At 71.3% G+C, this 15,141-nt stretch carries 12 protein-coding genes; 7 read left to right on the top strand and 5 right to left on the bottom strand.

Features of this window, described 5'->3' with window-relative positions; translation table 11 throughout:
• Positions 1-2: 2 nt before the first annotated feature.
• The 3 genes from ACIBW9_RS24040 to ACIBW9_RS24030 are packed head-to-tail and all read right to left on the bottom strand — an operon-like array spanning position 3 to position 2,346.
• Positions 3-773 carry an enoyl-CoA hydratase/isomerase family protein gene (locus ACIBW9_RS24040; RefSeq protein ID WP_398958199.1) on the bottom strand — a complete coding sequence of 257 codons (771 nt, stop codon included), beginning with the start codon at positions 771-773 and terminating at the stop codon, positions 3-5.
• The gene (locus ACIBW9_RS24035) at positions 770-1,186 is read right to left on the bottom strand and encodes a Zn-ribbon domain-containing OB-fold protein (RefSeq protein WP_398958197.1); all 417 of its coding nucleotides are present in this window, start codon (positions 1,184-1,186) and stop codon (positions 770-772) included. Before ACIBW9_RS24035 ends, ACIBW9_RS24040 begins: the two co-directional genes overlap by 4 nt.
• Positions 1,187-1,188: 2 nt before the next feature.
• The gene (locus tag ACIBW9_RS24030) at positions 1,189-2,346 is read right to left on the bottom strand and encodes a lipid-transfer protein (protein ID WP_398958195.1); all 1,158 of its coding nucleotides are present in this window, start codon (positions 2,344-2,346) and stop codon (positions 1,189-1,191) included.
• Positions 2,347-2,438: 92 nt separating this feature from the next.
• On the opposite strand from ACIBW9_RS24030, the gene ACIBW9_RS24025 reads away from it, so the two are divergent.
• Entirely contained in the window at positions 2,439-4,001 is a 1,563-nt protein-coding gene (locus ACIBW9_RS24025; RefSeq protein ID WP_398958193.1) for a FadD3 family acyl-CoA ligase, read from the top strand.
• A 77-nt stretch (positions 4,002-4,078) separates the two neighbouring features.
• Here ACIBW9_RS24025 and ACIBW9_RS24020 read toward each other — a convergent pair whose 3' ends face one another.
• Both ACIBW9_RS24020 and ACIBW9_RS24015 read right to left on the bottom strand, forming a co-directional pair.
• On the bottom strand, positions 4,079-4,285 hold the full coding sequence (locus ACIBW9_RS24020) for a hypothetical protein (protein WP_398958192.1): 207 nt from the start codon (positions 4,283-4,285) through the stop codon (positions 4,079-4,081).
• A gap of 204 nt (positions 4,286-4,489) precedes the next feature.
• Entirely contained in the window at positions 4,490-7,441 is a 2,952-nt protein-coding gene (locus ACIBW9_RS24015; protein ID WP_398958190.1) for a BTAD domain-containing putative transcriptional regulator, read from the bottom strand.
• Positions 7,442-7,638: 197 nt separating this feature from the next.
• Here ACIBW9_RS24015 and ACIBW9_RS24010 point away from each other — a divergent pair, with 197 nt between their 5' ends.
• The 6 genes from ACIBW9_RS24010 to ACIBW9_RS23985 all read left to right on the top strand — a co-directional run bounded on the left by ACIBW9_RS24010 (position 7,639) and on the right by ACIBW9_RS23985 (position 15,071).
• A complete protein-coding gene (locus ACIBW9_RS24010; protein WP_398958188.1) occupies positions 7,639-8,871 on the top strand; it encodes an amidohydrolase family protein in 1,233 nt (410 codons plus the stop codon).
• A 17-nt stretch (positions 8,872-8,888) separates the two neighbouring features.
• The gene (locus tag ACIBW9_RS24005) at positions 8,889-9,791 is read left to right on the top strand and encodes an LLM class F420-dependent oxidoreductase (protein WP_398958709.1); all 903 of its coding nucleotides are present in this window, start codon (positions 8,889-8,891) and stop codon (positions 9,789-9,791) included.
• Between the two features lie 11 nt (positions 9,792-9,802).
• Positions 9,803-10,573 carry an SDR family NAD(P)-dependent oxidoreductase gene (locus ACIBW9_RS24000; RefSeq protein WP_398958186.1) on the top strand — a complete coding sequence of 257 codons (771 nt, stop codon included), beginning with the start codon at positions 9,803-9,805 and terminating at the stop codon, positions 10,571-10,573.
• 98 nt (positions 10,574-10,671) lie between these two features.
• Positions 10,672-11,790 (top strand): LLM class flavin-dependent oxidoreductase, encoded by a 1,119-nt coding sequence (locus tag ACIBW9_RS23995; protein WP_398958183.1) that lies wholly within the window; start codon positions 10,672-10,674, stop codon positions 11,788-11,790.
• Between the two features lie 6 nt (positions 11,791-11,796).
• Positions 11,797-13,614: an amidohydrolase family protein gene (locus ACIBW9_RS23990; protein ID WP_398958181.1), complete on the top strand. Its 1,818-nt coding sequence runs from the start codon at positions 11,797-11,799 to the stop codon at positions 13,612-13,614.
• On the top strand, positions 13,611-15,071 hold the full coding sequence (locus ACIBW9_RS23985) for an aldehyde dehydrogenase family protein (RefSeq protein WP_398958179.1): 1,461 nt from the start codon (positions 13,611-13,613) through the stop codon (positions 15,069-15,071). The genes ACIBW9_RS23990 and ACIBW9_RS23985 overlap by 4 nt, the downstream gene beginning before the upstream one ends.
• Positions 15,072-15,141 lie beyond the last annotated feature (70 nt).

Here is a 15,141-nt window from a genome sequence, read left to right as displayed (position 1 = left end):
TCCTATCGCGTCCGGAAATCCCTCCGCCGCCCGGCGAACAGCTCCGCCTGCCGCTCGTCCGGGAGGTTCCCGAGCGCGACCAGGTGCGCCGCCTGCGCGAACCCGGCGGCGACGGCGCCCTCCCTCGCCGCCCACAGGGCCCGCACGGTCCCCTGGACGCCCTCGGCCGGATACCCCGCGATCACGGTCGCGCACTCCGTAGCGGCCGCCAACGCCCCACCCGGCTCGGTGAGTTCGGAGACGAGCCCGATGTCGTACGCCCGTTCCGCGGACATCCGCTCCGCCGTCCCCATCAGCATCATCCGCGCCACTTCCCCGTACGGCATCCGCTGTGCCATGAGCACGGACTCGTACGCGCTGACCATGCCGTATGTGGTGTGCGGGTCGAAGAAGGCGGCGGTGGTGTCGGCGACGACGAAGTCCGACTCGCCGAGGAGATAGAAGGCGCCCCCGCAGGCCATTCCCCGTACGGCGGCGATGACCGGCTTCCACAGGTCGTTCGCCTTGGGGCCGACGTGGAGGAGCGGATCGTCGGCCATGTAGGGGGAGTCGGGCTGCGGGACGACGGCGCTCCGGTCCAGGCCCGTGCAGAAGGCGCGCTCCCCGGCGCCCGTGAGGACGACCGCGCGCACCGAGTCGTCGAACCGCAACCCCCGCCAGATCGCCCGCAGTTCGTCCCGCATGGTGAGGTCGACGGCGTTGAGCCGCTCGGGCCGGTCGAGGGTGACGACCGCGACGCCGGTGTCCTTGTCGGTCAGCACCTGCACGTTCATGGGCGCTCCAGAACCCACTGCGGAAGACCCTCGCCGGTGAACACCACCTGCACCCTGGCACCGATCCGGATGCGCCCGGCCGGCACCGAGTCGAGCCGCGCACCGGCCTCGGCGACGAGGTTGCCGACGAGTCGGATCCGTGGCGCGTCGGTGAGCTCCACGACGATCACGTTGTACGGGGCCTGGTCCGCGTAGTCGGGCAGGAGCGGCGGGTGGGGCACGACGTACGACCAGATACGGCCGTGACCGGCGACCTCCCGCCACGCGCTCGCGAAGGACTGGCAGTGCGGGCAGCAGGGCCGGGGCGGGAAGCGGGGCTCTCCGCAGTCGGCGCAGGCCTGGACGCGGAGTTCGCCCTGGCGGGCGTAGCCCCAGAAGGGGGCGCCGTCGGAGTCGATGACGGGATCGAGCATGGTCAGCTCCTCAGGAGGAGAGCGGAGGTGGGGACACCTTCCCCCGCCGTGACGAGGCAGGTGGCCGCGTCCGGGACCTGGGCGGTGCTGGTGCCGCGGAGCTGCCGTACGCCTTCGTTGATGAGGTTGAAGCCGTGGACATAGGCCTCGCTGAGCCCGCCGCCGCCGGTGTTGAGGGGCAGCCGCCCGCCGATCTCCAGGGCGCCCTGCTCGGTGAAGGCCCCGCCCTCGCCGCGGCCGCAGAAGCCGTAGCCCTCCAGGGAGAGCGGTATGAGCGCGGTGAACGCGTCGTAGATCTGGGCGACGTCGACGTCCTGAGGCGTGAAGTCGGCGTGTTTCCACAAGTGCCGGGCGGCGGTCCAGGCGGGGCCGGTGAGCGGGTCGTCGTTCCAGTAGTTGACCATGCCGTGGTGCTGGGCGGGCAGGCCCTGGGCGGCGGAGTGGACGTAGACGGGCCGGTGCCGGCAGTCGCGCGCCCGCTCGGCCGACACGACCACGCACGCCAACGCGCCGTCCGTCTCCAGGCAGTTGTCGAAGAGGCAGAGCGGCTCGCTGATCCAGCGGGAGGTCATGTACATCTCGCGGGTCAGGGGCCGCTCGTACATCACCGCGGCCGGGTTCTGGTTGGCGCGGTTGCGGCAGGCGAGGGCGACGTTGAAGAGGTGGTCGCGGGTCGCGCCGTACTCGTGCATGTAGCGGCGGGTCAGCATGGCGATCTCGTCGGCCGGGCGGAGCAGGCCGAAGGGGCGGGTCCACTGGGCGGGGGTGGGCAGTTGGACGGTGGTGTTCTTCCACGGGCGGGGGCCGCTGCCGCGTTTGCGGGACCGCCAGGCGACGCCGACCGTGGCCTGGCCGGCGGCGATGGCGGCGGCGAGATGGGCGACGGTGGCGCAGGAACCGCCGCCGCCGTAGCCGACCTTGCTGAAGAAGGTGAGGTCCCCGAAGCCGACGGCCTTCGCCAGCTCCACCTCGTCGGTCTCCTCCATGGTGTAGGAGGCGAGCGCGTCGACCTCGCCGGGTGCGATACCCGCGTCGTCCAGGGCGGCGAGGACGGCACGGCAGGCGAGGGTCCGCTCGTCCTCGTCGAGGCGTTTGGCGAACGGGGTCTGCCCGATGCCCGCGATCGCGGTGGCGTCCTTCATCCCGGTGATTCCGGCCATGCTGGTGCACCTCCGCATGCTGTCCCCTCAGCTGACAGGGCGTCAGGCTACAGCTAATCTGACGGGTAGTCAGCTAGTAGTAGGGGGCCGTTGTGCGCGGTGACGTGGAGTGGGGCAGCATTCCGGGACTCGTCCGGTCGGCGGCCGAGCGGTACGCCGACGCCGAGGCGGTGGTGGAGGGCCGTACCCGGATCTCGTACGCCGAACTGGGCGCCCGCGTCGAACGATCGGCGGCGGCCTGTGTCGCGGCGGGCGTCTCGCCGGGCGACCGGGTCGCGATCTGGGCCCCGAACTCACTGGACTGGATCGTGGCGGCGCTGGGCGCGGTGTCGGCCGGTGCGGTGCTCGTGCCGGTCAACACGCGCTTCAAGGGGGCGGAGGCGGCGGACGTCCTGCGCAGGAGCGGGGCGCGGCTGCTGTTCATCACGGGCACGTTCCTGGGCACGTCGTACGTTGCCTCGCTGCGGCGGGCGGTCGACCGGGGGCCCGGGCTGCCGGATCTCGACCAGGTGGTGGTGCTGTCGGACGACGCGCCCGAGGACTTCCGTACCTGGAAGGACTTCCTCGCGGGCGGGGACGGCCTCGGACCGGCCGAGGTGCGGGCGCGCTCGGCGGCGGTGGAGGGTTCCTGGCCGTCGGACATCGTCTTCACCTCCGGCACGACCGGCCGCCCCAAGGGTGCGGTGATCACGCATGCGCAGACGCTGCGGGCGTACGAGATCTGGTGCGACCTCGCGGGGTTGCGGCAGGGCGACCGCTATCTGATCGTGAACCCGTTCTTCCACACCTTCGGTTACAAGGCCGGGGTCCTGGCCTGTCTGATGCGCGGCGCGACGATGATCCCCCAGCCGGTGTTCAACATCGACACGGCCCTCGCCAACATCGCGGCGGAACGGGTCTCGGTACTGCCGGGCCCGCCGACCCTGCACCAGTCCCTGCTGGACCACCCCGCCCGTGACGCCCACGACCTCTCGGCGCTGCGGCTGGTGGTGACGGGCGCGGCGGTGGTGCCGCTGCAACTGGTGGAACGGCTGCGCGGGGAACTGGGCGTGGAGACCGTCCTGACGGCCTACGGCCTCTCGGAGGCCAGCGGCATCGTCACGATGTGCCGGCGCGGCGACGACCCCACGGTGATCGCCTCGACGTCAGGACGCGCGATCCCCGGCACGGAGGTACGGGTCGAGGCGCCGGTCGGCGAGCCCGGCGAGGTCCTGGTCCGCGGCTTCAACGTCATGTGCGGCTACTACGAGGACGAGGCGGGCACGGCGGAGGTCCTGACGGAGGACGGCTGGCTGCGGACCGGGGACGTGGGCGTCCTCGACGCCGACGGGAACCTGCGGATCACCGACCGGATCAAGGACATGTTCATCGTCGGCGGCTTCAACGCCTACCCGGCGGAGATAGAGCAACTCCTCGGCCTCCACCCGGATGTGGCCGACGTCGCGGTGATCGGCGTGCCGGATCCGCGGTTGGGCGAGGTCGGCAAGGCGTATGTGGTGCGCCGTCCGGGCTCCTCGATGACCTCGGACGACCTGATCGCCTGGGCCCGGCGGGAGATGGCCAACTACAAGGTGCCGAGGCGGGTGGAGTTCGTGGGGGAGCTTCCGCGGAACGCCAGCGGGAAGGTCGTGAAGGGGGAACTGCGCAGATCCTGAAACACACCGCGGCCGCGGTGGCTCCCCCTCCGAGCCACCGCGGCCGATCCCCGTTGCGAGGAGTCCGTGAGGAGTCCTCAGGCCTTCTCGTCGGTGATGTGGGTGTCGAGCGGGCCGACGGTCCCGGCCTTGGCGTCCGTGATGTGCGTGTCGAGCGGCGTGACCGTGCCCGCGTCGGCATCCGTGATGTGGGTGTCGAGCGGGTTGACGGTGCCGGCCTTGGCGTCCGTGATGTGCGTGTCGAGCGGCTTGACGGTGCCGTCGGTCTTCTTCGGTTCAGCCATGGTGTTCCACTCCTGAAACGTCCTGGGACAGTGCTGACAAAGTCCGCCCGGCGACTCCCCCGAGGACCGCCGGACGGACTGAACGGGCCGTTCACCATAAGTGATGGGCCGCATCGCCGATCCGTCTGCCCCCCGACGCGACGCATCGACACGTTCAGAGTGTCGGAGCGCGATAAACGAACGATGAACGCCCGCGCAGGCGCGTCAGGCGGCGGCCAGCGGGGAGATGAGGGAGCGCACCTCCGCGGCTTCGGCCGAGCCCAGTTCCTCGTAGATGGACAGTGCCTCGCGCCAGCAGGCCTGGGCGCGGCCGGGCTGCCCGATGCCGTCGAGGGCCCGGCCCAGGACGGTCAGCACGTTCCCGCGACGCCATTCGCCGCCGATGCCCCGCAGTACGGCGAGGGACTGCTCGGCGAGGGCGGCGGCCTGCGCGGGTTTCCGTTCGGTCAGGCGCACTTCGGCGATGCGGAAGATGGCCATGCCCTCCCACAGGCGCTGCCGGCTGTCCCGGAAGACCTCGAGTGCCTCCGTGAACTGGGCGACCGCCTGGTCGAGTTCGCCGGTCTGGGCGAGCGCGAGCCCAAGGGCGTAGCGGCCGTTGGCGCCGCGCAGGGTGTGGCCGAGACGGTCGTAGATGCTGATGCCCTGCTGGGCCAGTTCCACGGCGCTTTCGGTGCGGCCCATCGCCAGGTGCGCGCGGGACAGATTGCACAGGGCGCTCGCCTCGCCCGCCAGGTTCCGGTCGGCCCGGAAGTTGTCGATCGCTTCCTGCAGGTGCGCCGCGCCCTCCGCGTGGCGGGTGCCGTAGACGGCGATGACGCCGCGGTGGTTGGGCACCCAGCAGTTGAGCGCGGCGTCGTCGAGCCCGTGGCCCAGGGCCGCCGCCCGCTCCGCCTCCTCGGCCGCCTGGTCGAAGCGTCCCGCGGCGAGGTGGGCATCCGTGAGGGCGGTGCGCGCCCGCCCCTCGGCGCGGGCGTCGCCCGCCTCGGCGGCGGCATCGCGTGCCGTCACCGCGTTCGCGCCGTAGTCACGGGCGTTCGCACCGGACTCGGCGAGATCCTTCGCGGCCCACAGGAGGTCGACCGCCCGGCGCAACCTGTTTCCCTCCAGGGACTGGTGTACGCAGGCCAGCAGGCAGTTGGCCTCGGCGTACAGCCAGTCCTGGGCGGCGTGGCGTTCGGTGAACCGCAGCCCGGGGTAGTCGGTGGGCTCCAGGTGGTCCACCAAGCGGTCCCCGGGCCGTTCGATCGCGTACACCCCGGCCGCCGTGGCCAGATAGAAGTCCAGCAACCGCGACATCGCCGCGTCGCGCTCGCTCGGCGGCCACTCGTCCCGCTCCGCGCATGCACGCGCGTAGAGGCGTACGAGATCGTGGTACCGGTAGCGGCCGGGGGCCGCCGACTCCAGCAGCGAGGTGTCGACGAGGGCCTCCAGCAGGTCCTCCGTCTCCTCCACCGGCAGGTCGAGGACCGCCGCGGCGGCCGCCAGCGAGATGTCCGGGCCGTCCGCGAGGCCCAGCAGCCGGAACGCGCGGGCCTGGGCCGGTTCCAACGCGCCGTAGCCGAGTTCGAAGGTGGCCTTGACCGCCAGATCGCCCGCCTGCAGTTCATCCAGGCGTCTGCGCTCGTCCGCGAGCTTCGCGGCCAGCACGGAGACCGTCCAGGTGCGGCGGGCCGCCAGCCGGGATGCGGCGATGCGGATCGCCAGCGGCAGGAAGCCGCAGGCCGCGACCACGTCCAGGGCGGCCTCGCGCTCGCTCGCCACCCTTTCCTCGCCCACGATCTTCGTGAACAGCGCCAGCGCCTCTTCGGGGGACATCACGTCCAGGTCCACCAGATGGGCCCCGGCGAGGTCGACCATCCGCACCCGCGAGGTCACCAGCGCCGCGCAGCCCTCCGTGCCGGGCAGCAGCGGCCGTACCTGCGCCGCGTCCCGTGCGTTGTCGAGCAGGACCAGCACCCGGCGGCCGTCCAGGACCGACCGGTACAGCGCCGCCCGCTCCTCGAGGGAGTCCGGGATCGCCGAGTCGGCCGTGCCCAGGGCCCGCAGGAAGGACCCCAGGACGGTCTCCGGCTCCGCCGCCCGTGCCCCCGCGCCCTGCAGGTCGACGTACAACTGGCCGTCCGGGAAGGTCGTCCGCGCCTGGTGGGCGACGTGCACGGCCAGCGTGGTCTTGCCGACGCCGCCGATGCCCGCCACCGCGGACACCGCCATCACCCGGCCCTCGGCCGAGGACAGCACCTCGCCGAGCTCCTGGACGAAGGCCGCGCGGCCCGTGAAGTCGGGGACGGTGGCGGGCAGTTGGGCCGGGCGGACCGGGGCGGCGGCCGGTTCGGCCTGCGGGGACGCCGGCTCCGCGAGCCCCGGGTCGGCCTGCAGGATCCGCTGCTGCAGCTCCCGCAGCCCCGGCCGCGGGTCCACCCCCAGCTCGTCCGCCAGCAGCCGGCGGGTGTCCGTGTACACCGCCAGCGCCTCCGCCTGGCGGCCGCTGCGGTACAGGGCCAGCATCAGCAGTTCGCGCAGCCGCTCGCGCAGCGGGTGGGCGGCGGTGAGGGCGGTCAGCTCCGACACGGCCTCCCCGTGGCAGCCCTGTTCCAGGTCCATGTCCAGGCGGGACTCCAGGAGTTGCAGCCGCCACTCCTCCAGGCGGGCCCGCTGTGCCTCCGCGTACGGGCCGGGCACGCCGGCCAGCACCTCCCCGTCCCACAGCGCCAGCGCGCGGCCGAGCAGCTCACGGGCCCGGCCCAGGTCCCCGGCGCTCTTCGCCTTCTCCGCCTCGGCGGCCAGGTCCTGCGCCACCGCCAGGTCGAGGGCGCCCTCGGCCAGTCCGCGCACCGCGTACCCGCCGGACTCGCTCACCAGGACCCCGGGGTCCAGCACCTTCCGCAGCCGGGAGGCGTACGTCCGCAGCGCCGCCAGGGCCTGCGAGGGCGGTTCGTCGCCCCACACGGCGTCGATCAGCTCGCCCGCGGTGGCCGTACGGCCCTCGCGCAGCAGCAGGGCGGCGAGCAGGGCACGTTGCTGCGGGGAGCCGGTGCTCAGCTGCTCCGATCCGCGCCGGGCTCGTACCGGACCGAGCACGCCGAAGCTCAGCGGGGCAGGCTCCGCGCAGGAGCCGGCCCGCCTCTGTTCCGGCACTCGCGGTACACCGTCCATCGCCGTCTCCCTAGACACAGTGGGCAACCACGTCAGTTTGCCTTGTTCATGGCGGATGCGTCAGCTGCGGAGAGGGCTTGTACGGGCAGACGCGCGGGATATCACAAGGCCCTCACCTCCTCTTCGCACCCGCGGCGGAACCGCTGGTGGCTCCCGCATAGCTGACGGGTCGTCAGATCGGCGCTACCGTGACCGCCATGGAGACCACGAAGGACTTCCCGGACTTCCCGCTGATCATCTCCGTCGACGACCACACCGTGGAGCCCGCCGACGTCTGGCAGAGCCGCCTGCCGAAGAAGTACCTCGACACCGGCCCCCGCATAGTCCGCGCGCCGCTGAAGGAGATCTCCTTCCTCGGCGGCCGCTTCCGCCCGGTGATGGGCGCCCCCGGCGACGACGGGCCCCTCGGCGACTGGTGGCTGTACGAGGGCCTCCAGCGGCCCCTCACCCGCCTGGACACCGCCGTCGGCTACAGCAGGGACGAGATCAAGCTGGAGGTCATCACCTACGAGCAGATGCGCCCGGGCTCGTACGACGTCCCGCAGCGCCTCGCCGACATGGACGTCAACCACGTCCAGTCCTCGGTCTGCTTCCCCAGCTTCCCGCGCTTCTGCGGCCAGACCTTCACCGAGGCCGAGGACAAGGAGCTGGCCCTGCTCTGCGTCCAGGCCTACAACGACTGGATGGTGGAGGAGTGGTGCGGACCGCAGGCGCAGGGCCGGCTCATACCCCTCACCCTCATCCCCCTGTGGGACGCCGGGCTCGCGGCGGCGGAGGTCCGGCGCAACGCCGCCCGCGGGGTCCGTGCCGTCGCCTTCTCCGAGATACCCCCGCACCTGGGCCTCCCGTCCATCCACTCCGACGACTGGGACCCCTTCCTCGAGGCCTGCGACGAGACCGGCACGGTCATCGCCATGCACATCGGCTCCAGCAGCCGTATGCCCTCGACCTCCAAGGACGCCCCGCCCGCCGTGGGTTCCACCATCACCTTCGCCAACTGCTGCTTCTCGATGGTCGACTGGCTGATGAGCGGCAAGTTCGAACGCTTCCCGAACCTCAGGATCATGTACGCGGAGGGTCAGATCGGCTGGATCCCGTACATCCTCGAACGTGCCGACGTCGTCTGGGAGGAGAACCGCGGCTGGGGCGGAGTCGCCGACAAGGTCCACCGCCCGCCGTCCGAACTCTTCGCCGAGCACATCTACGGCTGCTTCTTCGACGACGCCTTCGGGCTGAAGAACCTCGAAGCGATCGGCGTCGGCAACGTCCTCTACGAGACCGACTACCCCCACTCCGACTCCACCTGGCCGAAGTCCCGGCAGGTCGGCGAGGCGCAGATGGGCCACCTGGACCCGGAGGTGGTGGAGCGGATCGTGCGCGGGAACGCCATCGAGCTGCTGGGCCTCACCCCTGAGGGACTCTGGCGGTGACCACCTTCTCGTACGGGATGCAGCTTCCCGTCCAGTCCCAGAGCACGATCTACGCCGAGGGCTGGGAGGCCGCTGCCGGTCCCGAGGACCTGCTGGAGATCGCCCGCAGCGCCGACCGCGCCGGCTTCGGCTACCTCGCGAGCTGCGACCACGTCGCGATCCCGCGCCGGCTGGCCCCCGCCATGAGCACGGTCTGGTACGACCCCGTCGCCACCCTCGGCTTCCTGGCGGGTGTGACCGAGCAGGTGCGGCTGCTCAGCCATGTCGCCGTCGTGGGCCTGCGGCATCCGCTGCTGACGGCCAAGCAGTACGCCACCGTCGACCACCTGGCGGGCGGCCGCCTGATCCTGGGCGTCGGCGCCGGGCACGTCCGGGAGGAGTTCGAGGTGCTCGGCGTCGACTTCGACCGGCGCGGGGCCGTGCTCGACGAGTCGATCGACGCCCTGCGCGCCGCCCTCGGCCCCGACGAGTTCCCCGAACACCACGGCAAGGTCTACGACTTCGAGGGACTCGGGCAGCAGCCGCGACCGGCCCAGGAGTACGTGCCGGTGTGGGTCGGCGGATCGTCCCCGGCCGCCGTACGCCGGGCCGCCCTCAAGAGCGACGGCTGGCTGCCGCAGGGCGACCCGCGGGACCGGCTGCCCGCGCAGATCGAGCGGATACGGCGGCTGCGGGACGAGGCGGCCCTCGACGGGCCGTTCACGATCGGCGCCATCACCGAGCCGCTTTACCTCGGCACGCCCGCCTGGGACGTCGGCCGCCGCACCCTGACCGGCCCCCCGGACGCGCTCGCGGAGTCCCTGCGGGCGTACCGCGCGATGGGCGTGCACCAGATCCAGGTGCGGTTCCGCAGCCGCAGCCGCACCGAACTCACCGACCAGATGGCGGCCTTCGGCGCCGACGTGGCGCCCCTTCTCTGAGGAGTTACGGCATGGGCAAGCTGGACGGACGCGTCGTGATCGTCACCGGGGCGGCGCGCGGACAGGGGGAGCAGGAGGCCCGCCTGTTCAGAGCGGAGGGGGCCGAGGTCGTGATCGCCGACGTCCTCGACGAGCAGGGCGCCGCCCTCGCGGAGGAACTGGGCGCGCGCTATGTCCACCTGGACGTGAGCCAGGAGGACCAGTGGCGGTCGGCCGTCAGCGCCGTGAAGAACTCCCTCGGGCGGGTGGACGGCCTGGTCAACAACGCCGGCATTCTGCGCTTCAACTCCCTGCTCGACACCCCCCTCGACGAGTTCATGCAGGTCGTACAGGTCAACCAGGTCGGCTGCTTCCTCGGCATCAAGACCGTCGCGCCGGTGCTGGAGGACGGCGGCACGATCGTCAACACCGCCTCCTACACGGCCGTGACCGGCATGGCGGCCGTCGGGACGTACGCCGCCACCAAGCACGCCGTCCTCGGCCTCACCCGTGTCGCCGCCCTGGAACTGGCGGGCCGGCGCATCCGCGTCAACGCCATGTGCCCCGGGGCCATCGACACCGCCATGTCCAACCCGGCCCGGCTGGACCCGACGGCGGACGCGGCGGAGACCGGCCGGGCCCTGGACGAGCTGTACCGCAAGCTGGTGCCGCTCGGCCGGATCGGGAAGCCGGAGGAGGTCGCACGGCTGGCCCTGTTCCTGACCTCCGACGACTCCTCGTACATCACCGGGCAGCCGTTCGTGATCGACGGGGGCTGGCTGGCCGGGGTCAGCGTCATCTGACTGCCCGTCAGGTATTGACCCTCCAGGTGGGTGGTGCCACAGTGCATCAAAACTGACGGTGCGTCAGAAAACTTCGGAACCGGGGACGGTGAACCGCCTTGGAATTCGGGCTCTTTGTACAGGGATACGTGGGCAAACGCGCCGAGACAGATCCGCTCGCGGAGCACAAGGCGCTGATGGAGGAGACCGAGTACGTCATCCAGGCGGACAAGTCAGGCTTCAAGTACGCGTGGGCGTCGGAGCACCACTTCCTCGAGGAGTACTCGCACCTCTCCGCCAACGACGTGTTCCTGGGCTACCTGGCGCACGCGACGGAGCGGATCCATCTGGGATCGGGGATCTTCAATCCCCTCGCCCAGGTCAACCACCCGGTGAAGGTGGCCGAGAAGGTCGCGATGCTCGACCACCTGACCGGGAACCGGTTCGAGTTCGGCAGCGGTCGCGGCGCCGGTTCGCACGAGATCCTCGGGTTCATCCCTGGTGTGACCGACATGAACTACACCAAGGAGATCTGGGAGGAGACGATCGCCGAGTTCCCGAAGATGTGGCTCCAGGACGAGTACGCCGGCTTCCAGGGCAAGCACTGGCAGCTGCCCCCGCGCAAGGTCCTGCCGAAGCCGTACGGGAAGTCGCATCCGGCGATGTGGTACGCCGCCGGGTCGCCGCCCTCGTACGCCATGGCCGCCCGCAAGGGCCTCGGGGTGCTCGGGTTCAGCATCCAGAAGGTCTCCGACATGGAGTGGGTGCTGGAGCAGTACAAGACGGAGATCGTGAACGCCGAGCCGGTCGGGGACTTCGTCAACGACAACGTGATGGTCACCACGACGGCCATCTGCGCGCCGACGCACGCCGAGGCGATCGAGATCGCGGTGAACGGCGGGCTGCACTACCTGCCGTCGCTGGTGTTCCGGTACCACGACACCTTCCCGCGGCCCGAGGGCTTCCCGGTGTGGCCGGAGACGCTGCCGGAGTACACGCCCGAGTTCGTCGAAGTCCTCATCGAGGAGGAGCTGTTGATCTGCGGGGACCCGGACGAGGTGCTCACGCAGTGCAAGCGGTGGGAGCAGGCGGGGGCGGACCAGCTGAGCTTCGGGTTGCCGGTGGGGGTGCCGAAGGAGGAGACGTTGCAGACGATTCGGTTGATCGGCGATCACGTCATCCCCAAGATCGACACGGATCCGGTGCATCGGACTTCCCGGTTCCGGGCTGCTTCTTGATCGCCGTTGCGGGGTGCGGGCGCGTTGTGGCTTGTCGCGCAGTTCCCCGCGCCCCTAGGGAGGCATGCCCAACGCAACCCAAGGAGTCACCGCATGCTTGATCATGTCATCAAGGGGGCGACCGTCGTCGACGGGACGGGTGCGCCCGCCTACACCGCTGACGTCGGGATCCGGGATGGCCGTATCGCGGCCATCGGCATCGTCACCGAAGCGGCCCGGAGCAGCGAAGACGCAACCGGGCTCGTCCTCGCCCCCGGCTTCGTCGACCCGCACACGCACTACGACGCCCAGTTGTTCTGGGACCCGTATGCGACCCCGTCCCTCAACCACGGGGTCACCACCGTCGCTGCCGGGAACTGCGGTTTCACGCTCGCGCCTTTGAACCCCTCCCGGCCCGAGGACGCCGACTACACGCGGCGCATGATGTCCAAGGTCGAGGGCATGTCGCTGGTTGCGCTGGAGGAGGGGGCGCCGTGGAGCTGGCACTCCTTCGGTGAGTATCTGGACGCCCTTGAAGGGCGGATCGCCGTCAACGCGGGGTTCATGGTCGGGCACTGTGCCCTTCGCCGGTATGTGATGGGACCGGATGCGGTCGGCGGGCAGCCCAGTGAGGAACAGCTGGCGGAGATCGTGCGGCTGCTGCACGAGGCCATGGATGCCGGGGCCTGGGGGTTCTCGACCACCCAGTCGTCCACCCACTCGGACGGCGACGGGAAGCCGGTCGCCTCCCGGCATGCGAAGCCGGCCGAGCTGCTGGCGCTCTCGCGTGCCGTCGGCGAGCACGAGGGCACGCAGATCGAGGCGATCGTCGCCGGCTGCCTCGACCAGTTCAGCGACGCGGAGATCGACCTGTTCGCGGAGATGAGCGCCACGGCCGGACGCCCCCTGAACTGGAACGTCCTCACCATCGACGCCTCCGTGCCCGAACGCGTGCCCCGGCAGTTGTACGCGAGTGAGCGGGCGCGGAAGGCGGGCGGCAGGGTGGTCGCGCTGACCATGCCGATCCTGACGCCGATGAACATGTCCCTGGGCACCTTCTGCGCGCTGAACCTGATACCGGGCTGGGGCCCGGTCCTCGGGCTGCCGGTGCCGGAGCGGATCGCCCGGCTGCGCGACCCGGCCGTACGCGCGCAGATGCTGGAGCACGCCACGTCCAAGGAGGCCGGTGTCTTCCGGCGGCTCACGAACTTCGGGCGGTACGTCATCGGGGACACGTACAGCGAGGCGAACGAGGGGCTGACGGGCAGGGTCGTCGAGGAGATCGCGCAGGAGCGGGGGCAGGATCCGTTCCAGTGCCTGGTCGAGATCTGTGTGGCCGACGAGCTGCGTACGGTGCTGTGGCCCATGCCCACCGACAACGATCCCGCGTCCTGGGCGCTGCGCGCCGAGACCTGGCAGCACGAGGACGTGCTGCTCGGCGGGTCCGACGCCGGTGCGCATCTGGACCGCATGTGCGGAGCCCCGTACACCACCCGGTTCCTGGGCGACTGTCTGCGCAGGCGGAAGCTGGTCGGTCTGGAGCAGGCGGTGAAGATGCTGACCGACGATCCGGCGCGGCTGTTCGGGCTCCGCGAGCGGGGCCGGGTGGAGGAGGGCTTCCACGCGGATCTGGTCCTCTTCGACCCGGAGCGGATCGACGCGGGTACGGCCACCCTGGTGCACGACCTGCCGGGTGACAGTCCGCGGCTGGACGCCAAGGCGATCGGGGTGCGCGCCGTGTGGGTCAACGGGGTCGAGGCGATCCGGGACGACATGGTGAGCGGCGCAGTGCCCGGGAAGGTGCTGCGGTCGGGGCGGGACACCCGGACGGTGAGCACGAGGTGAACCAAGGGGCGGACGGGCAGCGGCTGTTCGTCGATGGCCGGTGGGTCGAGCCGGACGGCGGCCACTACGAGGTCGTCGACCCGGCGACCGAGGAGACCATCGGGTGGGCTCCGGAGGCCTCGCGGGATCAGGTGCACGCGGCCTGTGCCGCGGCCCGCGAGGCCTTCGGGCCGTGGTCTCGTACGGCGCCGGAGGAAAGGGCGGCGGTGCTCGGCCGCGCGGCGGACATCATCGCGAGCCGGTTCCTGCCGTACGCCGAGCTGGCGCAGGCGGAGACCGGGGCGACCACGGGGACGGCGCGGGCGATGCAGGTCGGGGTGGGCGTGGCCCGTTTCCGGCGGTACGCGCGCGTGGAGCCCGCGGAGTGGGCGGTCCCGCCGCAGATCAACGAGGCCGGGCCGATGGGGAAGGCGGGCGTGATGGGCGCGCTGGCCGTCCGCCAGCCGGTCGGCGTCGTCACCTGCATCACCTCGTACAACAACCCGTGGGCCAACCCGGCGGGCAAGATCGCCCCGGCGCTGGCCATGGGCAACACGGTGGTGGTGAAGCCCGCCCCGCAGGACCCCTTGTCCGTGTACCGGATGGCGGAGGCACTGGAGGCGGCGGGAGTCCCGGCGGGTGTGGTGAACGTGGTCTCCGGGCAGTCGGCCGCGGTCGGCGAGGCGGCGGTGGATTCGGCCGACGTCGACATGGTGAGCTTCACCGGGTCGACGGCGGTGGGGCAGCGGATCGGTGAGGTGTGCGGCCGTTCCATGAAACGGCAGCTGATGGAGCTGGGCGGGAAGGGGGCGGCGGTCGTCTTCGACGACGCGGATGTGGGCTCCGCGGTGGCCGGGATCGGGACGACGTTCTCCTTCTACAGCGGGCAGATCTGCACGGCGCCGACGCGGGTGCTGGCGCAGCGGGGCGTGTACGACCGCCTGGTCGAGCAACTGGCCGGGTACGCGGGCCGGTTGACGGTCGGCGACCCCCGTGCTCCGAACACGGTGGTCGGCCCGGTGATCTCGGCCGCCCATCGCGACCGGGTGGAGTCGTACGTCGAACTGGGCCGGAAGGAAGGCGCGACGGTCGTGACGGGCGGCGAACGCCCGCCGTCCGACCGGGGTTTCTACGTCGCACCGACCCTCCTCGCGGACTGCACGAACGACATGCGGGTGGCCCGGGAGGAGATCTTCGGCCCGGTGGTGTCCGTCATCCCCTTCGAGGAGGAGGAAGAGGGCATCGCCCTCGCGAATGACACCGACTACGGCCTCATCGACTACGTCTGGTCGGGCGATGTGGCACGGGCCTTCCGCGTAGCCCGGCAGCTGCGGGCGGGCGGAGTGGGAGTCAACACGGTGGGCCGCAACATGGAGGCGCCCTTCGGGGGGTTCAAGAAGAGCGGGGTGGGGCGGGACGTCGGTGTGTACGCCCTGCACGCGTACAGCGAGGTGCAGGCGATCGTCTGGCCGGGGTGAACCTGGCCGACCGACGCCATCCCCGGATGCCGTCTGGTGCGGCGCGCGGACTGCGACGACCTGCCCACGC

Source organism: Streptomyces sp. NPDC049541 (assembly GCF_044465725.1).
Taxonomy (GTDB): Bacteria; Actinomycetota; Actinomycetes; order Streptomycetales; family Streptomycetaceae; genus Streptomyces.
Note: the sequence above shows the minus strand (reverse complement) of the source record. Positions and strands in the feature narration are given on the sequence as shown.